The organism is Flavobacterium sp. CFBP9031 (assembly GCF_034044945.1).
GTDB lineage: Bacteria > Bacteroidota > Bacteroidia > Flavobacteriales > Flavobacteriaceae > Flavobacterium.
In genome coordinates, this window is the sequence record NZ_JAXCWF010000001.1 from 451,516 (window position 1) to 472,897 (window position 21,382).

At 34.8% G+C, this 21,382-nt stretch carries 13 protein-coding genes; 4 read left to right on the top strand and 9 right to left on the bottom strand.

Going from position 1 to position 21,382, the window contains the following annotated elements; translation table 11 throughout:
• Window positions 1–289: 289 nt before the first annotated feature.
• Window positions 290–550: a hypothetical protein gene (locus tag SOM12_RS01975; protein ID WP_320492199.1), complete on the bottom strand. Its 261-nt coding sequence runs from the start codon at window positions 548–550 to the stop codon at window positions 290–292.
• A gap of 225 nt (window positions 551–775) precedes the next feature.
• Between SOM12_RS01975 and SOM12_RS01980 the strand changes: the two genes are divergently transcribed.
• The 3 genes from SOM12_RS01980 to SOM12_RS01990 all read left to right on the top strand — a co-directional run bounded on the left by SOM12_RS01980 (window position 776) and on the right by SOM12_RS01990 (window position 3,333).
• The gene (locus SOM12_RS01980) at window positions 776–1,606 is read left to right on the top strand and encodes a helix-turn-helix domain-containing protein (RefSeq protein WP_095928984.1); all 831 of its coding nucleotides are present in this window, start codon (window positions 776–778) and stop codon (window positions 1,604–1,606) included.
• A gap of 102 nt (window positions 1,607–1,708) precedes the next feature.
• Complete coding sequence (ygiD, locus tag SOM12_RS01985; RefSeq protein ID WP_320492200.1) at window positions 1,709–2,599, top strand: 4,5-DOPA dioxygenase extradiol; 891 nt, start codon at window positions 1,709–1,711, stop codon at window positions 2,597–2,599.
• On the top strand, window positions 2,596–3,333 hold the full coding sequence (locus SOM12_RS01990) for an alpha/beta hydrolase (protein ID WP_095928985.1): 738 nt from the start codon (window positions 2,596–2,598) through the stop codon (window positions 3,331–3,333). Before ygiD ends, SOM12_RS01990 begins: the two co-directional genes overlap by 4 nt.
• Window positions 3,334–3,866: 533 nt before the next feature.
• Here the strand turns inward: SOM12_RS01990 and SOM12_RS01995 are convergent.
• The 8 genes from SOM12_RS01995 to SOM12_RS02030 all read right to left on the bottom strand — a co-directional run bounded on the left by SOM12_RS01995 (window position 3,867) and on the right by SOM12_RS02030 (window position 17,860).
• Window positions 3,867–5,729, bottom strand: a complete 1,863-nt coding sequence (locus SOM12_RS01995; protein ID WP_320492201.1) for a TonB-dependent receptor plug domain-containing protein — start codon at window positions 5,727–5,729, stop codon at window positions 3,867–3,869.
• A 130-nt stretch (window positions 5,730–5,859) separates the two neighbouring features.
• On the bottom strand, window positions 5,860–6,999 hold the full coding sequence (locus tag SOM12_RS02000) for an exo-beta-N-acetylmuramidase NamZ family protein (RefSeq protein ID WP_095928987.1): 1,140 nt from the start codon (window positions 6,997–6,999) through the stop codon (window positions 5,860–5,862).
• 210 nt (window positions 7,000–7,209) lie between these two features.
• Window positions 7,210–8,514, bottom strand: coding sequence for a serine hydrolase domain-containing protein (locus SOM12_RS02005; RefSeq protein WP_095928988.1), 1,305 nt, complete (start codon window positions 8,512–8,514; stop codon window positions 7,210–7,212).
• 4 nt (window positions 8,515–8,518) lie between these two features.
• The gene (locus SOM12_RS02010; protein ID WP_320492202.1) at window positions 8,519–11,020 is read right to left on the bottom strand and encodes a beta-N-acetylhexosaminidase; all 2,502 of its coding nucleotides are present in this window, start codon (window positions 11,018–11,020) and stop codon (window positions 8,519–8,521) included.
• Between the two features lie 13 nt (window positions 11,021–11,033).
• Window positions 11,034–12,515, bottom strand: coding sequence for a glycoside hydrolase family 10 protein (locus SOM12_RS02015; protein WP_320492203.1), 1,482 nt, complete (start codon window positions 12,513–12,515; stop codon window positions 11,034–11,036).
• 442 nt (window positions 12,516–12,957) lie between these two features.
• On the bottom strand, window positions 12,958–13,785 hold the full coding sequence (locus SOM12_RS02020; protein ID WP_320492204.1) for an alpha/beta hydrolase family protein: 828 nt from the start codon (window positions 13,783–13,785) through the stop codon (window positions 12,958–12,960).
• Window positions 13,786–13,840: 55 nt separating this feature from the next.
• Window positions 13,841–16,756 carry an FAD-binding and (Fe-S)-binding domain-containing protein gene (locus SOM12_RS02025; protein WP_320492205.1) on the bottom strand — a complete coding sequence of 972 codons (2,916 nt, stop codon included), beginning with the start codon at window positions 16,754–16,756 and terminating at the stop codon, window positions 13,841–13,843.
• 330 nt (window positions 16,757–17,086) lie between these two features.
• Window positions 17,087–17,860 (bottom strand): DeoR/GlpR family DNA-binding transcription regulator, encoded by a 774-nt coding sequence (locus SOM12_RS02030; RefSeq protein WP_320492206.1) that lies wholly within the window; start codon window positions 17,858–17,860, stop codon window positions 17,087–17,089.
• 226 nt (window positions 17,861–18,086) lie between these two features.
• Between SOM12_RS02030 and SOM12_RS02035 the strand changes: the two genes are divergently transcribed.
• On the top strand, window positions 18,087–21,374 hold the full coding sequence (locus SOM12_RS02035; protein WP_320492207.1) for a TonB-dependent receptor: 3,288 nt from the start codon (window positions 18,087–18,089) through the stop codon (window positions 21,372–21,374).
• The last annotated feature ends 8 nt before the right edge of the window (window positions 21,375–21,382 follow it).

Below are 21,382 nucleotides of genomic sequence, written 5' to 3' on the forward strand. Positions count from 1 at the left end.
AATAGAATCATTTTCGGATGAGTCTATTGTAGTGCTTTCGTTCTTTTTTACAAGAAAATGCTAGTCCCGTAAGAAGAATTAAGAAAGCAAGTTTCATTTTTATTTGCCTTTTCATAATCCTATATTTTTAAATAAATATTTCCTTCTTTAATACTGTAAAAATACTGAATTTCGCCCTTGCTCACCTTACATAATTTCATTAACTTATTATATAACAAACTTTTTAATTTCTTATAATTTGCGATAAGTAAAAAAAAGAGCAGAAAATTTCCGCTCTTTATTTCTATTTTTAGTCTGTTTTTGTTGCTTCATTTTCAGCAATGTCTCTATTTAAATTATTTTTATGCCTAAGTTCTTCGTAATCGGCATCATCTCCCCAATCTCCCGTGTTTTGCTGGTGCAGAGGATAATCTGTTTCGTTTAGGTGTTCGTGCTTATTTTCATCATTCGGAAAATACATCTGATATCCTAAAATAGGATCCCAATTGGTTTCTTGCGTACGATCAATTCCATCTTGGAATAAATCGTTTTTTTCATCTCGTGTATCCATTTCTAATTCTTTTTATACCATCAAAAACTGAAAGTATGATTATTACTTTGTTTTCATAGACTCGTAAAATTGAAAAAAATAGCTCGAAAATTTGTTACATGATTTTGTATAAAATTTATATGATTCTATTTCAAGGCTTTAATTATTTTTTCCCTCTTTGTTTTTTATCTTCAGCAGAATGTTCTAAGAATAATAATTACCTTTAAAATTCTATAAAATTGATCTATGACTGAGATTTTCAAAATGTTTAAAATTACAACTGCCGAATCTGAAAAAATTATGCAATCGGTAAACGAACCTCATGCACATGATTTTGAAGAACTTATTATTGGAAATAAAGGTCAGCTGGAACATTTTATAGATTTTCAATCCAAATTAATCGAAGCGCCTTTTATCAGTTTTGTCACTCAAGGAAAAATTCATCGCGCAAAACCTCTTGTAAAAGATGGTAATTGTGATATGTGGGTTTTACGATTTAAAAGTGAATTTATTGCCGAAACTACTTTTAGCCTTTATGCTTCCTTTCATGACAAAGCAAATATTAGTTTGCAGAGCAATCAGTGTTTTGAAAAACTAGATACGATCTGCAAAATTATTTTTGATGAATACCAACAAGAAGCTCCTGATCTTGCCGTTATCAAACAATTATTAAGCGCGCTTTTTACGATTATTGAATCGGAAAGACGCAAATTGAATTTGAATAATGATGAATCGAAAAAAATTCAAAGTTCTACGTTTAAAAACTTTCTGAGATTGTTAGAAGAGCATTATAAAGAATCTAAAGACGTTAATTTCTATGCAGAAAAACTCTTTATGACTTCGCGCAATTTAAATATTATCTGCCAGAATATTCTACAGCAAAGCGTTTCGGAAATTATTGAAACCCGAAAATTGACTGAAGCCAAAAACTTATTAATGACCACCGATAAAAACATTGCCGAAATAGGTTATGAACTCGGTTTTAATGAAAAAACCTATTTTACGCACGCTTTCAAACGAAAAGCAGGAATGACTCCAACCGAATTTAGAGAAGAAATGAAGAAGCTTCTTTCTTAAAAACACAACCTTTCTTCCGAAAATCGTTACCTCTTTGGTTATAATTAAATGCAATTTTGTATCACAAATAAAAGATACTTTTTAAGCAATTAATTATAAAAAATGAATCGTAAAGATTTTCTAAAAACCATGGCAATTTTACCTATCGGAGCTGCAGCAATGAAACTGAGCTCACTCAAAACGGCCGTAGATACTTTTGGCCCAACAGAACGAATGCCAGTACTTTTTCTTGGACACGGAAATCCCATGAATGCATTGGCAGATAATAATTTCACGCAAGGTTTTCAGCAAGTAGCCAAAACATTGCCAAAGCCAAGAGCCATACTTTGTATTTCGGCGCATTGGGAAACCAAAGGAACTTTTGTAACAGCAATGCAAAAACCACCCACTATTCATGATTTTGGAGGTTTTCCGCAGGCACTTTTCGATGTGCAATATCCTGCGCCTGGAAGTCCCGAATTGGCTTTGGAAACACAAAAACTGATTACTTCAACTTCGGTTGGTTTAGACAATAGCTGGGGATTGGATCACGGATGCTGGACGGTGGTAAAATTTCTTTATCCAAACGCCGATATTCCAGTTATCGAAATGAGTATTGATTATACGCAACCTGCCTCATATCATTATGAATTGGGGAAAGAATTGGCTGCCTTGCGCCGAAAAGGTGTTCTTATTGTTGGAAGCGGAAATACGGTTCACAACTTGCGTCTAGCGGCATGGGACAAAATGATGGTTCCTGGTTATGCCTTCGAATGGGCGCATATTGCAAATGAAAAAATGAAAAGCATGATTTTGGACAATGACCATAAATCGCTTATTCAGTTTGATAAACAAGGACGAGAATTTGAATTGGCGGTTCCAACACCAGAACATTATCTTCCATTATTGTACATTTTATCGCTTCAAGAAAAAGACGAAAAAGCGACTGTTTTTAATGACGAACTTGTTGCCGGATCACTCAATATGATGTCTGTAAAAATAGACAAAGCATGAGTATAAAAAAGCCTTTTTGGATAGCATTTGCTGTCCTTATTACCTTATCAATTTTCAGTTTTACGATTATGAATTCAACCAAAGAAAAAACTAAACTGCATTATTTAATTAGAGAACCAAAAATAAAAACGGCAAATCCGCCTTTGGTGATTTTGCTTCATGGCGTTGGCGGAAACGAACAAAATCTCTTTTCGTTTGCTCCCGAATTGCCAGATAACTTTGTCGTAGTTTCTGCGCGCGGCCCGCTAACTTTCGGCCCAAATAGTTTTGCTTGGTTTCAGGTAGATTTTTCTACTGGAAAACCTCAAATAAATGCTGAACAAGCAGAAAAATCAAGAGTAATGCTGATTGATTTTGTTACTGATTTAAAATCTGAAATCAACTTTAATCCAGATGAAGTTTATTTAATGGGATTTAGCCAAGGCGGAATTATGAGTTACAGTGTTGCGCTTACTGCTCCAGAAAAAGTAAAGGGAATTGCTGTAATGAGCGGAAGACTTTTACCAGAAATACAACCGTTTATGGCAGATGAAAAACGTCTTGAAAATCTTAAAATCTTCATTTCGCACGGAAAACAAGATGCCGTTTTAAATTATCAATATGCCTTAGATGCTTCTGATTTTCTAAAAACAAAAAACTTAAATCCAAATTTTCATTCTTACGAAGAAGGCCATACCGTAAATAAACAGATGTTTGATGATGTCAATCTTTGGTTAAAAAAGAATAACCTGTAAACGTAATATTCACAGGCTTTTTTTATTATATTTTTAAAAAGACTAATATTGCTTTCAAAAACAAATCAAAACTTATATTTCTTTTCTAAAAATGATTCTAAAAATTGGTTATTCATTATTCTTCTTACTTTTAAATTTTGTGCTTTACCTAAAACTAAACAATAAAAATATTAGCAAAAACTATTTAGGTTTGATTCCATTTGGATTGATACTTGTTGCTTCTAATTTCTATTTTGAAGTTCTACCAAACCAACTGTTTTACTTTTTAATCATTTTTTCTTGTAGCATTTTTATAATGAAATACTTGTCGAGATCTGCCAATGTTTTAAAAAATAGTGAATTAACAAATGAAGAAAAAGTAGTGGCTTTTAAAGAAATGCTATTTAATAAAATTTTCCCCGTAATGATTACTATTTTTCAAATCGTTACCATTTGGTCCGATAAAACTTTCTAATGCAATTTAAGATGTCTTTTCACAAAAAAGGGAAGATAATTTCGATATCTTCCCTTTTTTTTCTATTTCAAAATTGCAATTAAAAAGTAACTAATTTCACTCCCAATGTAAACCATCTAGAAGGCAGCGGCACCGCTCCTACTTCATAATACGTTGCATTGAAAATATTTTGTCCATCTAAGAAAATGGTGAATTTATTGATTGACTGGCTAACTCTAAAATCATTTACCCAGTAAGAAGGTCCTGTAATTCTTTCGTTAAAACGAGTTGCAAACATTACAGACAGATTTTTAAACTGATAATCTATCGTGTTGGTAATTTGATGCTTTAATGAAGAAATGGAATATTTCGAATACGTTTCTGTACGCGCTGTTTTAAATTCAGAATCTAAATAGGTGTATCCTAGAAGGATGTTCAATCTAGAATCTTTAGAGAAATCGAATCTATAAGTTCCACGCAAATTGATACCGTTGGTGTTCAAATCTCCTGTGTTTTGACTTTGCCACGGCTGCGTTGTAAGATTACGCATCCAGTCGATATAGTTGTCTATTTTTCTGTAGAAATAATTCGCATTAAAGCTCAAAGCTCTTTTGTTGTATTTAAATCCGATTTCGCTCTGAAACGCGTTTTCTGAATCTAATTCTGGATTTCCGATATTTCCTGTCTGCTTCAAATACAAATCTGTAAACGATGGGATTCTTTGGCTTGTTCCTACATTTCCAATAATTTTAAATGCATCTGTAATGGCATAACTAGCATCAATTCCTGGATAAATCTGCCATTTGTAATCTGAATTATAGTTTAAATATGTTCCGATATTTACATCTAGTTTTTCAGTAAAACTCGTTCTGTATTCTGCATACAATCCAACATTTTCACGATCGTGATCTCCAATGTTTGAAGAGTGAATGTTTTCGTTTCTAAACTCCGCTCCAAAACCAATTTCTCCTTTAGATAATTTAACCGTAGAGTTCAATTCTCCCGCAATAGAATTGGTATAATGCTGACTTCTTCCAACAGCCAAATTTGAGTTTCCTAAATAACGGTAATCATCATAATTGTATCTATATGTCACTCTCGGCATAATTTTCCAACTGTCCGTAATTTGATGATTGGACTGAATGTTGGCAAATGTAGTCTGAACAATTTCGGTTGAGTTTTTATCTCCAGGCGCAGCGTAAAATCCGTTTGCACCAAATCCGTTATTGATATAACCTGCAGAACCTAAAATTTCGTTTTTATCATTGATCTGAACATTTCCTTGATAGAAAATTTTGTTGTTTTCGAATGCTGTATTATAGCGGTATCCGTTGCTTTTATCATGCGAAGCAAAAAGTAAATGCTGCTGTTTTTCTTTGCCTAAAACAGCTCCAGCCTGAATTCCTGTTCCGTAAAAAGTATCGCCTGTATCTTGCGTATCTTTTTCGAAATTAGAACTTGCATAAGTGCTTACCATAAAACCAGAATCGGTTGGTTTTTTGGTAATAATATTAATTGCTCCTGTTAAACTGTTAATTCCGTAAATTCTCGCAGCTGGACCACGAACTACTTCTATTCTTTCAATTGCTTCAACCGGAAGAGGCAGATTCAACATATTATGGGCAGTTTGCGAGTCGATTACTTTTGCTCCGTTTAGCAAAACAACGGTTTGCTCAAAACTTCCACCGTCAACACTAATGTCGGCTTGAGTTCCAAATGGTCCTCTTTGTCTGATGTCTACACCGTTTGCATATTGCAATACTTCTTGCAACGTTCTTCCTGGCAGTTTTTTAATGGTTTCGCTCGAGATAACATATACATTTCTGTTTTGTTTAGAAATTGGTGTATTAAAACGGCCTTCATTAATAATAACTTCATCCATTTGGTTGATGGAATCGTTCTTTGTCTGTGCGTAAAAATTGGTACAAATTACTGTAAAGACAGCAAAATAGATCTTTTTCATTTTGGTTTACTATTTTTTTTGCAAAAGTAGTTTCTTACCGTACCAATAAAGCATACCAGTTTTATAATTATAACTAGTCCGGATGAATAAATGATCTATTTTGCTACAATCTAAGCAAATCTGAGAGATATTACTTATAAATCAAATATTTAGCACGCATTTTTTTAAATGTTGCCACACCTTCTTTCCAGCTGTTTCTAATTTCTTCTTCCGAAATTCCGGCTTCAATTTGCTGTTGCAGTTTTTCGTTGCCAGCACGAATGGCAAATTTTCTTTTATCAAAAAACTTCGATTTATCAGAAGTGGTCTGATAGGCTTTAATTAACCATTTTATTTCTAATCTGTTTATTTTTGGAATTGCAGATAAATCTTCTCCGTTACATTCCACGCCTTTATACAAAGGATCTTTATCGCCAAAATTAGGTTTTGGAGTAAAAGCAAAATCACTTTTAGGAAGATAAGGTGAACCATAAATCTGAAATTGCTTTTCGGTTCCGCGTCCCATGCTCACATTGGTTCCTTCAAAAAGACATAAACTCACATATAAATTAATCGATTGATCGTTTGGTAAATTTGGCGAAGGCCTAACGGGAAGACTATAGGTGCTTTTTCTAGTATAATTTAAACACGGAATTACGGTCAATTTACATTGAATTCCATCTTTCAGCCATTTCTGTCCGTTGATCATTTTTGCTTCTTCGCCCAAAGTCATTCCGTGCAATAAAGGCGTTGGGTGCATTCCGATACCGCTTTTAAAAGCAATGTCCAAAACCGGACCGTCAACAATCGCGATATTCGGATTGGGACGATCCAGTACAATCAGTGGAACATTGTTCTCAGCGCAAGCTTCCATAATGCGGTGCATTGTAGAAACATACGTGTATAATCGCGTTCCAACATCCTGCAAATCAAAAATCATAATATCGATTCCTTTTAATTGCTCTGGTGTTGGTTTATTGTTTTTTCCGTATAATGAAGTAATGGATAACCCTGTTTTAGAATCGATTTCGTCAGATACATGTTCGCCCGCATCCGCCGTTCCTCTAAAACCGTGTTCTGGTGCAAAAATGGTTTTGATTTTTACTTTTTGTTCTACTAAAAAATCGACTAAGTGTTTTTCTTTAGTGATAATTCCCGTTTGATTGGTAACGATTCCTACGGTTTTGCCTTTCAATAAAGGCAAGTATTTTTCAGAATTCTCAGCGCCGGTTTTTATTTGCTGCGCAAAAGAAACTGCTGAAATTAGTATGCAGATTATTATATTTTTCATAATGTTTATGTTTTTTTGCCACTCCCGATAGCTATCGGGATAAAAGAATTAAAAAGGATTTTTTTATTTGGCTGTGCTTAGTTTTTCACGCAGATTTTGCAGATTCTAGCAGATTTGTTTAAATCTTATAATCTGTCTTGATCTGTTTAAATCTGTAAAATCTGCGTGAAACAAGAAATCTTTTTAATTTTTTTAATCTGGGGCTAAATTTTAATTATTAATTTGCCTCCAGATTTTAGCACTAAAATCGTCTTTGTACATTAATCGGTTTGTTCTTGTTGGATTAACTCGATTCGTAAGAATAATTAAAAATCTATTGGTATTTCTATTCATAAAGAAAAAAGTTCCTGTAAAACCCGTATGTCCAAAATCGTCTTTTGTAAAAAACTCGTCTGGTTTTCTTTTATCAAAACCTAAACCTCTATAAATTCCTTCTTTCGCAAGCGGAGAATCGGTAAACTCTTTGACAACATTTGCTTTTAAAATCTGTTTGCCTTTATAATTTCCGTTGTTCATGAGCATTTTGCAGATTACGGCAATCGATTCTGCGTTGGCGAACAAACCTGCATTTCCAGAAACACCGCCAAAAATTGCCGCTGCTTCATCGTGCACATAACCTTTAATAGTATCTTTTCTGAAAAAATTATCCACTTCAGTTGGCATGACATTATCTATCGAAGTCCATTTTAACGGATTGTATCCAATTTTTGAAATTCCCAATTCAGTATAAATTTCATTTGTGAACTGATCAAGTTTTTTGCCTGTTTTGGTTTCAATCATTTGCTTTACCAAAAGCAAGTTTAAATCGCTGTACAAATATTTCCCTCTCGGATTTGTATTCGCCTTCGCAATCCTTTCATAAACTGATGGATAAAATTCTGGATTCAGCCACATATTTTTATAAATCTGAACCCAATTTTCTTTTGGTTCAAAAACCAAATATTTAGAATCGTAAACAATGTTTTTGTTTACGTACATATTGTCAAACTGCTCAGGATATTGCTCTGATTTTTGATTGCTCAGCAAAGGCGAATTATCTGGCGTGGAAAGCAATGCTTGATAAAAAGTAATACTTGGCGTTAATCCTGAAGTATGCGTTAAGAGTTCAAAAAGCGTCAAATCCGAAATTGCTGTATTTTTGTACATCGGAACAATTTGACCAACTTGGTCTGTCAATTTAATTTTTCCATCTCCAACCAAACGCATTGTAACTAGCGTTGCGCCTAAAACTTTAGACATTGAAGCTAGATCAAAAACGTCATCTGATTTTACTAACTGCTTTTTGGAATAATCGTGATAACCGTAATTTTTGTAAATCAAGTTAAAATCTCCTGTTCCTACGATAATTTGTGCTCCTGGAAAAAAACCTTTTTCAAGAGCATTTGTCATCATCGAATCGATGTAAACTTCATTTCTTTTTACATCAAAAGATTGCTTTGCCTTTTTCTGTGAATAACCATTTATTCCCAAGAAAATCAAGGAAACCATTATAATTTTGACACCAATATTTTTCATAGTACTACGGATTAATTTTTAAGTCCTGCCCCGCCATCAAAGGCTCATTATTGGTTCCTGTAATTTGAATTCTAACTGCTTTTACAGGCTGTTTCGGATAAATGGATGCATTTCCGTAATCGAAATTATCGCCTTTTATAAAATCAGTTCCATTATATGAAAACTCAACAAAACCGTTGTTAATGATAAATCTCGGATGATGCGGAATTCCAGTTAAAACATCAATTTTAGAAGAAGTTACAGGATTAGTAAAAGTATACAAAATCCAATCGCCGTCTTTACACGCAACATCGGTACGCAAGTACGATTCTTCATTATAATCTTGCAGATTCGCAATTGGGAACTTCGGATTTTCTGCCATCGACGAAGTCACTTTTACTTCTGGTTCCTGATATGGCGAGCAATTGAATTTTACATTTGCAGCAGACTTTTTCTCTTCTTTATTTTCAACCGTAAAATCTAATCTATAGATATTTTTTTCGCTATAATTTTCAATTAGAAATCTCACGCGAGGTTTTGATTTTAAAGTTTTTTCGTCTGCGTAAGTCTGAACTAATTTATCATTTTCAAAAAGCAAAACATTTTTGATTGTTCCGTTTGCTCCATTATCTGTCGGATTAAAAGTCAGATACCAAATGCCCTTTTTATCTACATGATCTGATATATTTTCAGAAATAGTCAGAACTTCCACTTTTGAAGTATTCCAAGTAGCAACAGGCAATTTCTCCACTTTTACAGCTGGACTTGCCGACATTTCATTGAAAAACACTCTAAACATATACTGCTCGTAATCTTTGGTCTGAATTGGTCCAGTGTACAAAGCCGATTGTCTTGTTGGCTCATTTCCGTCTTTATCAAATCGTACAATAGCACCTTCATAAGGTGGTGCTACAGTAATCGTTCCGTTTTTATAAATAGCTGTTGGGGGAAAATCTCTAAATGCAATTCCCATATCAGCCAATCTTTTTAAATGGCTATTGGTTAATCTTCCATAAAAATCATCCCAGTTTTTATCTTCTTTTTTAGACCATCCAATTTCAGACAACGCACTGATTCTCGGATAACTTTGGTATTCCATGATTCTTGCTGGGCGATCCAGATATTCGCTCCACAGAGCACCTTGAACTCCAATTATATTTTTTTGTTCTTCGGGTGTTAAATCGGCATCAGGAATTGGTTCAAAAGAATACGCTCTTTTTGTATCCGTAATTGCCGCCCATCGATGGCCGCGTTCTGTTTCAGATTGTGCCATATCATAATACGTAAATTGTCCTGGCATCATGATGGTTTTGTATCCTTTTTTAGCCGATTCAATTCCGTAACTAATTCCCTGCCAAGCAGAAATTAATGTATTTGGATTGATTTCTCCCCCTTTCAGAATTTCATTCCAGCCATCTGTTTTTTTATGGTATTTGTCAACAATGGTTTGAACCCTTCTAAAGAAATAATTCTGAAGCTGAAAACTGTCTGTAAATCCTTCTTTTGCCATCAAAGCTTGACATTTTGGGCAATGTTCCCAATTGGCACGATTCACTTCGTCTCCCGCAATATGGATATATTCAAAAGGAAATAGTCCAGAAACTTCTTTGATTATTGAATCCAAAAGATCATAATTTTCTTCACGCCCTACACACCAAACATTTTTTACTTCTCCCTGAACACTTTTAAGTTCCTGCGTTATCGCACAACCCACTTCTGGATATGAAGCCGTTACCGCACGCGAATGTCCCGGAATTTCAATCTCTGGCATAACCGAAATACCACGATCTGCAGCATAAGCTACGACTTCTCTAATATCTTCTTGTGTATAAAAACCGCCATAACGTTTATCTCCCGAACCATAAGACGGCAATAGAACTTCTCCTGGTCCTCTCCAAGCACCTTTTAAAGTTAAATCTGGCAATGATTTGATTTCGATTCTCCAACCGTTATCATCTGTTAAATGCCAATGAAAAACATTCATTTTATGAGCGGCCAACCAGTCGATATAATTTTTTACGGTTTGTTTATCGAAAAATTGTCTTGAACAATCGAGCATCATTCCGCGCCAATCAAAACGAGGATAATCTTCTATTTTTACAAACGGAACAGTTCCTTTTTTGACTTCTTTTGCAGAACAGATTTGCAGTAAAGTTTGGAATCCGTTTAAAACGCCTTTATCCGTTTTTCCTTTTACGAAAATTCCTTTTTCATTTATTTCTAATTGATAACCTTCATCTGGCAGATCCAATTTCTTATCTACTAGAAATGAAATAGTATTTTTTCCGTGTTTTTTTTCAATGGAAATAATTGGTGTAATTCCAGTATTTTTTGAAAAACCAGCTGTGATATAATCGGCGCTATTTTTAAGTTTTTTGTCTACAACAATTTTTAATGGCGAAGGCAAAACAAACTCTCCCGCACTTTGCTGAACGGATACAGGTTTCGGAATTAGGTCTAATTTTTGGGCTTGTACAAAACTAAGCGAACTTAGAAATACGGCTAATAGAAGAATACTTTTTCTCATTTCTTTTTATATTTTATTTTGTTGAAAATTCAATCGGACTGCTTTCTGTCTGAGTCTGACTCAAAGCGGTGAGCGCATAAACATAGTTTTCCAAATCTGGGTTTGGCACTTCTAGTTTTAGAGCCGTTGTCACATAATAAATATTCTGAGGATTTGAGAAATCGGTAATTTTTCCTTTTGGAAATCTGTAAATCACATATTTTTTGTCATTGAAAGCCGCTTTCCAAGTTAAAACTGCTTTATCGCCTTTTTTAACTATTACTGCATTTGTTGGCGGTTCTGGTTTTAATCTCGTAATTCTGTTTGCTTCTGGAGTTAAAGCGATGTATTTGTATTCTTTTTGAAGAAGAGGATTTCTAAGCGTATCTCCTTTTTTTAGGAAAGTCGAAGCAGTAAAATGCATTGAACCATCAATTTGAGGCATTTTGCGAATCATTTCAATCTGCTTTACAATTTGATCAGGACTTCTCCATTCCGGTTCTTTAGCAGTAGTTGAAATTTTGTAATCGCCATGACCCACATAAACATTTGCTCCATATTTGTGTTCTGCCCACCATTTTGCCAGAACTTCAAAGTTTGCTCTATCAAAACCAATGTGCCAATAGATTTGAGGCGTTACATAATCGATCCAGTTTTCTTTTTGCCATTTTAAGATATTCGCATACAAATCATCATAATTGGTTGCTCCTGCTCTTGTATTAGAACCTTGCGAATCTTTGGCTATATTTCTCCAAACTCCAAATGGCGAAATTCCGAATTCGACTTCTGGTTTATTGGCGATAATGGTATCTCTAATTTGTTTGATGATTAAATCGACATTGTCTCTTCTCCAATCGTCTTTATCTTTAAACTGGCGCGGTTCTTTGGCAAATGCTTTTTCATCCGGAAATTCCTGCCCTTCAATTTTATACGGATAAAAGTAATCATCCATATGCACGGCCTGAATATCGTATTTACGAACAATCTCGCCTACAACAGAAGAAACGAAATTTCTGGTTTCTTGCAAACCTGGATTAAAATATCTCGTTTTTCCGTACGTCAGGAAAAGGTCTGGTCTTTTAAAATATAAATGATTTTTTGAAAGCACATCTCTTACCGTATCTTTCTGCACACGATAGGGATTCAGCCAAACATGCACGTTCATTCCGCGTTTTCCTGCTTCGTCAATCATCATCTGCAAAGGATCAAAACCTGGCGCAACGCCTTGAGTTCCGGTTATCCAATGCGACGCTGGTTCTTTGGTTGATTTGTAATACGCATCGGCAGTTGGGCGAATTTGAAAAATTACAGTATTCATATTATAAGAACGCAGATTATCCAAAATGGCAATCATTTCGTTCTTCATTTCTTTATCTGATAATCCTGGTTTAGAAGGCCAGTCGATATTTTCTACAGTAGAAATCCAAGCGGCTCGCATTTCTCTTTTTGGAGACTGCTGACTGAAAATTTTGGTCTGAATCAGCAATACCAAAATCATAATTTTTAGGCTTTTCATAAATTATTATTTTAGGTAGTTAGTATAATATTGTTGGCAGAAAATTTTAACCGCAAAGAGCGCAGTGGTTTACGCTATGTTCGCAAAAGTTTTATTTTCTTTTTTTTTTAATCTCGCAAAGGCGCAGAGGCGCAAAGTTTTTTATTTTTTTATCTTTTTTTATTCTTTGCGTCTCTGCGACTTTGCGAGCAATTTCATAGATTAAGGAAAAAAACTTAAAAAAAAATCTTCTGTTAGCTTGCAAATTTTATTTTTTTCTAATTTTTGATGGTTATTTCTCTCGCAGATTTAGCAGATTCAATAGATTTAATTTTTGACAAAAAAATCTTTTTAATCCTTTAATCTGTGGCAAAAAATACCTAACAGGTTTTGAAAACCTGTTAGGATAACCAACCAAAATTTATGCATTACGAATTATCGGTAGTTCGCAATGCACTTAACGTTACTTTGTTTTTATGTTTTCGTTGAAGAAATCATGAAAAAATAAAAGCTGATATTTTAAAGAATTCTCCCAGTATTTTAGATTATGTTCGCCTGGACGTTCGATATAATCGTGATTTATTTTTAGATCCAGCATTTTTGCATGCAGTTCTCTGTTTACTTTCATAAAGAAATCATCAACTCCGCAGTCAATAATCAGTTTTAGTTTATTGTCTTTTACCAAGTCCAGCATATTGGTCACAGTATTTTCATTCCAGTTTTCTGGGAATTCTGTAATTGGACCTAATCGTTTTTTGATATCCCAATTTTCAGGAAACGGACGAAAATCTACCCCTCCGCTCATACTTCCTGCTGCACCAAATACATCTTGATGTTTAAATGACAGATACAAAGCACCATGCCCGCCCATGCTTAAACCTGAAATGGCTCTTGCTTTGCGGTCTGCAATTGTTCTATACTGTTTATCAATAAATGGAACCAATTCTTTTACCACATAAGTTTCATATTTAAAACTCGGGTCTATTGGACTGTCAAAATACCAGCTTGAGTAATTTCCGTCTACTCCAACCACTATAAATCCGTATTGATCCACTTGTTTTCCCAGCTCTTTAAAATCTTTTGCCCATGAAGCATAATTTCCGCTATAGCCGTGAAGCAGATAAACAACTGGAAATGCTTTCTTGCTCTTTTTATAATTGTCCGGAACTACTACACAAGTTTTAATGTTCTTCTGCATCGAAGGACTAAAAACTTGCAAAGTGTCAACCTTCGCCGCTTGGACTGCAAAGGCTATAAAAAGAAGAAAGAAAGTGTAAATTGTTTTTTTCATAATTGATGTTTTTATAAAATAATATTTTTGAAAAGCACTGGGAAAATACAAAAAATTATTTCAAACAATCTTTTAAAATAGTTACGGGATGCATGGCCTTTCTGCTCGTTCCGTCAAAAATCTGATGGCGGCAACTGGTTCCTGCGGCTGCAATTTCTGTAGATAACTCTGTTGCCCTGATTTTCGGAAACAAAGTATCTTCTCCCATCTTCATACTGATTTCGTAATGTTCTTTTTCATATCCAAATGAACCCGCCATTCCGCAACAGCCAGAATTATAAATCGTAACCGTATTATTTTTTGGAATATTCAGCATCGCAAAAGAAGCTTCTACGCTGCTCAATGACTTTTGATGGCAATGCCCATGAATTTTGATATTTTTCTCTTTCTCAGAAAATTGATCAGCGTGAATTTTTCCGTTTCCAATTTCTCTTTTGAAAAACTCTTCGACCGTAAAAGTATTTTTAGCTAATTTCTCCGCACTTTCTTTGTCTGCAGCCAATCGGAGATACTCGTCTCTGAAAGTCAATATGGCCGAAGGTTCAATTCCGATTAAAGGCGTATTTTCAGAAATTATATTTTTAAAGGTATTGATGTTTTTATTGGCGATTTCCTGCGCTTCTTCCAGAAAACCTTTTGATATAAAAGCTCTTCCGCTTTCTTCATGATCGATTATAATGACGTTATAACCTAATTTGGTTAATAATTCATAGGCATCGATTCCGACTGAAACATCGTAATAATTGGTAAATTCATCACAAAAAAGATAAACATTGCCATTCTCAAAAGAGCTGTTTATATTACGTTTCTTGTTCTTTTCGTACCATTTTCTAAATGTCTTTGGAGCCAGTAACGGCACTTGTCTTTCAGGCGCAATTCCCATTCGTTTTTTAACGAAAGAAAGGTTGGATGCCCAATTGGTAACGGATGGCGCAATACTTCCCAATTCATTCAATTTTGAATTGAAAGCAAAAATTTTATTTCGGAAAGAAAAACCGTTTGCTTTTTGGTATTGGTATAAAAATTCGGCTTTTAATGTCGCTACGTCTACGTTACTCGGACATTCGCTAGCGCAGGCTTTACAGCTTACACACAATTCAAAAACCTTGTATAATTCTTCGTGATCAAATTTATTTTCTTTTTCAGAATTCGTTAGATATTCTCTTAAAGCGTTGGCGCGTGCACGTGTAGTATCTTTTTCATTTCTTTTAGCACGATAACTCGGACATAAAGTTCCACCCGCCGAAGGCATTTTTCGGCAATCACCCGAACCGTTGCATTTTTCTGCAGCGCGTAAAACCCCTAAACTATCTGAGAAATCCTGAATCGTTTTTATTTCAGGTTCTACTCGTCCCGCTTCAAAACGAAGGTTTTCATCCATTTTAGAAGCATTTACAATTTTCCCAACATTCAAAATAGTATCAGGATCAAATGCTTTTTTTACTCTTTTTAATAGTTCGTAGTTTTTATCGCCAATCATAAACGGCAAAAACTCTCCACGCAGAATTCCGTCACCATGTTCGCCACTTAACGAACCCCTATATTTTTTTACCAAATGTGCTACTTCAGTAGATAAATTTCTGAATTGATGCAATCCTTCTTTTGTCTTCAAATTTATCTTCGGACGCAAATGCAGCTCTCCCGCTCCAGCATGTGCGTAATAAATCGCACTTTGTCCGTGTCTTTCCATCATCGCTGCAAAATCGGCAATATAATTTGGGAGATCACTTAGTTCAACCGCTGTATCTTCAATAGAATCGGCTGCTTTATCGTCGCCCACAATACTTCCTAAAAGTCCAAGACCTGCTTTTCTTACCTCGTTTACTTTGTCAATATCGGTTCCGTAAATTTTTGGCAAGGCATATCCGAAACCATTAATTTGAAGATCTTTAATTAAAGCATCAGCTTGCATTTCGGCATCTTCCATACTAATGTGCGATCCAACTTCAAGCATGATCACTGCTTTTGGTTCGCCTACAATAAAAAATCGGTTTTTAGCCTGTTCTCTATTGGTTTTGGTACAGTCCAATATCGTGTCATCCATCATTTCGCAAGTGTACAAATGATGTTTCATGGCAGTGACAACGGCTTCTAAACTTTCTTGAATGGTATGAAAATGTGCCACAACCATAATATTGTGTACTGGCGGCAAATCGTCCACTTTCAAAGTGACTTCTGTTGTAAAGGCCAAAGTTCCTTCACTTCCGCAAAGGAGTTTTCCTAAATTGATGGTATCTTCAGTTCCCGAAAAAAGTTTCGATTTCAGTAGAACATCAATTGCATAACCGGTATTTCGTCTGTGAATTTCTGGTTTTGGAAATTCTTTTAAGATTTCTTCCTGATTTTCTTTGTTCGAAAGTTCGTCGTAAATCGTTTTATAAATTTTATTTTCTAAAGAATCTCCTTTTGTTTTCTCGATAAATTCATCCGAAGTTAAATCTCTAAATACTGCAGTAGTTCCGTCACTTAAAACGGCTTTTATTTCTACAATTTTATCTCGGGTAACACCATAACGAATTGAAGTTGTTCCCGACGAATTGTTTCCGACCATTCCGCCAATCATGCATCTATTGGTTGTGGATGTAGTTGGAGCAAAAAAGAGTCCGTGCGGTTTTAAATATAAATTCAGTTCATCACGAATTACTCCAGGCTGAACCGTTATGGTTTTCTTTTTAGGATCAAAAGAAACAATTTTATTAAAATGTTTTGAGACGTCTACAATGATTCCGCTTCCAATAGTCTGTCCCGCCAAAGATGTTCCTGCTGTTCTGGGCGTTATGGAAATTTTATTTTTGGAAGCAAACCGAATAATATTTACAATATCATTTTCTGATTTTGGAATGGCCACGGCAAGAGGCATAATTCTATAAGCAGAGGCATCTGTGGCATATATTTTTTTATGAAGGTCATCATAAAAAAGAGTTCCTTCTAGTGAAGTTTCTAATTCTTGTAATTGGAGAGAATCGGACATTTAATTGGTTCTGTTGCTTTTGGTTCTTTAATAAATGTTTTGTTCCTGTTTTGCTAAAAAGCTATTCGGCAAAAACAATACATTCTAAATTTTATTAGAATTCAATATTTATTAAAGTTCCTATTTAGAAGCTTCTAACTTCTTCAAATACAGCACAGAAATGGCGAGCAAACGAAGGAATGATTTTCATAAATATATCTGACTAATAAAATTAGTTTTAACAAATATAGATACAAAAAAGCATACAAATACATTATTTTGCGTTTTTTAACATAATAAAATTCAAATAACGCAACAAAACGCAAAAACTATACTAAATAAGTTTAAAAGTTATAAGATAAAGACTCCAGATTTTCTATATTCATCTAGTTTTTCATCTTCTGGATCTAATTCTGTTACAATAGTATCCAGCTGGGTAAGATCGCAAACACCATGAGGCATTTTGGTATTTAATTTATTTGAAGCAAACATCGAAACCACTCTATCAGAAGCTTCTATCATTGCTTTTTTTACAATTGAGATTTCGTAACCTACTTCTGTAAGTCCTTGTTTGATATTAATACTGCTGGCACCAATGAAACAAATATCGGCTTTAATTTTAGAAACCACCTGAATTACATCCATACCTATTGTTACCATTGCGTTTTTCTGCATTTTCCCGCCAATAAAAATCAAATCAATATTAGGATGCTGAGACAACTGCATGGCGATTGGTAAACTATAAGTATATATTGTAGCTTTCAAATCGGCCGGAATTAACTTTGCAAAAACCAAATTAGTGCTTCCTCCACTCATTATAATAACCTGATCATCATGAAGAAGAGACAATGCTTTTGTTACGATTTGCTTTTTCTGTTCTTCTGCCGTTATGGCAATATCAAATACATTTGCAGGTTTTTCTTTAACTTGAACAGCACCGCCGTATACTTTCTCTAACTGCTTTCTACTATCCAATTCATTCAAATCTCTTCTTATGGTATCTTCAGACAAATCGAGAGCCAAAGCTAAATCTGTTGTAACAACTTTTTGGTCTTCAATAAGTTTAGTCATTATGTATTTATGTCTCTCGGCTTTCAGCATTTTTTTATAAAAGTTAAAATTCATCACAAATATATCAAATATTTCATTCTATATCAGAAAAGAGCCCAAAAACTGCAAAATCATGCATTAGTAAGATTTTAAAAACAAAATCAATAATTATTTTTTATCAAAACTTGCGTTATTTTGCGTTTTTTAAATTATTTTTAGAAAAAAAATCCAAAATAACGCATTTATATGCAATAAATAAATATATTTGCTTCAACAACAACCATAAAAAACCAGATTAATCATGAAAAAGTTACTCTTTATTTCAGTGTTGTTTTTGTGCATTCAAGCAGCATTTGGACAAGCAAAAACAGTTACTGGAACAGTAAAAAGCAAAGCAGACGGAATTCCAATTCCAGGAGTCAGCGTCGTTATTCAAGGAACAAATAATGGCACAACCACTGACTTTGATGGAAACTACAGCATTTCTGTAGCGCCGGGACGAACTCTAAGCTTTAGTTATATGGGTTATGAAACTCAATCAATTAAAGTGGAAAGCCAACAGAAAATAAATGTTGGTCTTATAGAAAGCACTTCGAAACTAGACGAAGTTGTTGTTGTAGGTTTTGCTTCTCAGAAAAAAACGAACTTAACAGGAGCTGTTGCCAATATTGATGTTGCTAAAACAATTGGAAGCAGACCTTTAACTGATGTTAGTAAAGCTTTACAAGGTACTACTCCGGGTGTAAACATTAATTTTAACTCAGGAAATATTAACCGTGCCGCAAAAATCAACATTCGTGGAGCGGGTACAATTAATGGTTCAGACGATCCTTTAATATTAGTAGACGGTGTTCCTACCGACTTATCATTGATTAACCCAAATGATATCGCAACGATGTCTGTACTTAAAGATGCTGCTTCTGCATCTATTTATGGTGCTCGTGCTGCGTTTGGTGTTGTTCTTATTACTACAAAAAGCGGAAAAACGGGTGAAGGAAAAGTGAGATTTTCGTATTCAGCAAATACTGCTTTTGTAAATCCGATTTCTACACTTAAATTCTTAGATCCAACAGAAGAAATTCCAGGATTGATCGCTGCAGGAACAAGAACGGATGGTTCTACTCCAGAGATTTTTGGTCAGAACTACAGCATTTTATTAGACGGAATTAAAAATTGGAAAGCAAAATACGCAAACAATCGTACCAGTAATGAAATGGTTTATGGAGAAGATTGGGAAATAAAAAATGGTGTTCCTTATTTTTACAGAGTTTGGGATGCAAATAAAGAATTGTATGCTAGTAATGCGTTACAAACAACGCATAATGTTTCTGCACAAGGAAATTTAGGTGATAAAAGTTCATTCTTTGCTTCGTTCGGATTGACCAACCAAGATGGTATGTTAAGAGTAAATCAGGAAAAAAGACAAAGAATCAACATCAACTTAGGTTTTACAACAAAATTAGCAGATTGGCTTACTGGAGATTTCAAAGTAATGACAATCAATAGTTCTTATGATCAACCGTTTAACTATTATGGAGGTTCTGGAACCGATGACACAGGTTACGGAGGTTACTTTGGTTATGCGCTTCGTTGGGGGCAATATTTCCCAAATTTTGGAACTTACAGAGGATACAATTTCCGTACAGCTGGAGGATATTTATCTAATGCTTCTAGAAACGAAAACAATAAACGTAATACAAGGTTAAGCGCTAGATTTACAGCAGATATTACAAAAGATTTAAACCTTATCACTGAAATTAGCAGTGTAAACGATTACTACAACAGAAAACAAAATGGTGGTAAATTCTTAGCATGGGACAGCTGGTCTGCAATGCCATACGATGCAACTACGATTCAAACTGCTACTCCTGCAACTCTTGAAACAGGAAATGATTTTGTTGGACAATCAAAACAAGAGTCAACTACAAATGTGGTAAACATTTATGGTAACTATAAAAAACAATTTGACAAACATAATTTCAAATTCTTAGCTGGTTTCAACTCAGAATGGCAAAATTTATCGCGCAACTATGCAAGAAGAAATACACTTTTGGACAAATCTAAACCAGAATTTAACCTTGCAGTAGGAGAACAATTTGTTTCTGGAGCTGCAAACACAGATTTAAATCCGACGGAAACAGAATACTCAATTGCTGGTTTCTTTGGTCGTGTGAATTACGATTACAACGGAATTTATTTAGTTGAATTAAATGCTCGTTATGACGGTTCATCAAGATTCCCAACCAACGAACAATGGGGATTCTTCCCTTCTGCTTCGGTAGGATACAAAATTGTGAACGAGAAATTTATGGAAGGAACTCGCGGATGGTTAAACGATCTTAAATTGCGTGGTTCTATCGGATCAATCGGTAACCAAAACGTTGGAAACAATGCTTTCTTATCGATCATGACAGCTAAAAATCCTTCTTGGGTAAATAGCGGTGCTACTCTTCCTCCTTCTACAAACTTACCAACAAACGTAGACCCTGCATTAACTTGGGAAAAAGTAATGACAAAAGATGTGGGTATCGATGTTAAAATATTTGATATGCTGGGTGCTTCTTTTGATTGGTATCAGCGTGATACAAAAGGAATGCTTGCTCCTGGTATAACACTTCCAGGTTCATTTGGACAGACTTCTGCACAAACTAACTCAGGAAACATGAGAACTCAAGGTTGGGAGCTTTCTTTGAACTTTAATAAAAATTTAAGCGAAACGGCTTCTGTTTTTGTTGATCTTGCTTTATCTGATTCTAAATCGGTTATTACAAAATGGAACAACTCTTCTAAATTATTAGCTTTAGTTACTCCAGATACGAAACCTTACTATGATGGTTATGAAATTGGTCAAATCTGGGGATTAACTAGTGATAGACTTTTACAGGCTGATGACGTAATTACTAATAACGGAAAAACGGTAAATGGTGTTGACTACTCTAAAACAATGGGTGGAAACTTTAAATACGGAGCTGGAGACGTTCACTATGTAGACGTAGATGGCGATGGAGCTATTACTCGTGGAGCTGGAACTGCAGATGATCATGGAGATTTGAAAAAAATTGGTAACTCAACTCCTCGTTACAGATACGGTATCACATTAGGTGGTAAATTCCGCGGATTTGATATTTCTACTTTCTTCCAAGGAGTTGGAAAACGTGATTACTGGGCTGCTTCAGATGCTGTATTGCCTTTCTTCCGTGCGCCTCAGCAAATGTACGCAAACCAAGCAGATTACTGGACTCCAGAAAACACAGATGCTTATTTTCCAAATCCATACTATGGTAACGAAGCAAATACTTTTGGGTCAGGTACTCAAGGTCAGAACAACTTTGTTACTTCTACAAGATATTTGTTAGACATGTCTTATTTCCGTCTAAAAAACTTTACTATCGGATATAATTTGCCAGTAGCTCTTGTGAAAAAAGCAGGATTAGAAAAAGTAAGATTATATACTTCTGGTGAAAATATTGCGACTTGGGCAGACAAACGTCTTCCTGTAGATCCTGAAATCGACGAAACAGAAGTTTTCTGGGGAAGAGCTTATCCTTACACAAAAACATGGTCAGTTGGTGTTGATATCTCTTTCTAATCTCTAAC

Excerpts from the sequence above, each read along its gene's own strand:
- SOM12_RS01975 (WP_320492199.1), bottom strand. The coding sequence starts at position 550 with ATGGATACACGAGATGAAAAAAACGATTTATTCCAAGATGGAATTGAT.
- SOM12_RS01980 (WP_095928984.1), top strand. The coding sequence starts at position 776 with ATGACTGAGATTTTCAAAATGTTTAAAATTACAACTGCCGAATCTGAA.
- ygiD (WP_320492200.1), top strand. The coding sequence starts at position 1,709 with ATGAATCGTAAAGATTTTCTAAAAACCATGGCAATTTTACCTATCGGA.
- SOM12_RS01990 (WP_095928985.1), top strand. The coding sequence starts at position 2,596 with ATGAGTATAAAAAAGCCTTTTTGGATAGCATTTGCTGTCCTTATTACC.
- SOM12_RS01995 (WP_320492201.1), bottom strand. The coding sequence starts at position 5,729 with ATGAAAAAGATCTATTTTGCTGTCTTTACAGTAATTTGTACCAATTTT.
- SOM12_RS02000 (WP_095928987.1), bottom strand. The coding sequence starts at position 6,999 with ATGAAAAATATAATAATCTGCATACTAATTTCAGCAGTTTCTTTTGCG.
- SOM12_RS02005 (WP_095928988.1), bottom strand. The coding sequence starts at position 8,514 with ATGAAAAATATTGGTGTCAAAATTATAATGGTTTCCTTGATTTTCTTG.
- SOM12_RS02010 (WP_320492202.1), bottom strand. The coding sequence starts at position 11,020 with ATGAGAAAAAGTATTCTTCTATTAGCCGTATTTCTAAGTTCGCTTAGT.
- SOM12_RS02015 (WP_320492203.1), bottom strand. The coding sequence starts at position 12,515 with ATGAAAAGCCTAAAAATTATGATTTTGGTATTGCTGATTCAGACCAAA.
- SOM12_RS02020 (WP_320492204.1), bottom strand. The coding sequence starts at position 13,785 with ATGAAAAAAACAATTTACACTTTCTTTCTTCTTTTTATAGCCTTTGCA.
- SOM12_RS02025 (WP_320492205.1), bottom strand. The coding sequence starts at position 16,756 with ATGTCCGATTCTCTCCAATTACAAGAATTAGAAACTTCACTAGAAGGA.
- SOM12_RS02030 (WP_320492206.1), bottom strand. The coding sequence starts at position 17,860 with ATGAATTTTAACTTTTATAAAAAAATGCTGAAAGCCGAGAGACATAAA.
- SOM12_RS02035 (WP_320492207.1), top strand. The coding sequence starts at position 18,087 with ATGAAAAAGTTACTCTTTATTTCAGTGTTGTTTTTGTGCATTCAAGCA.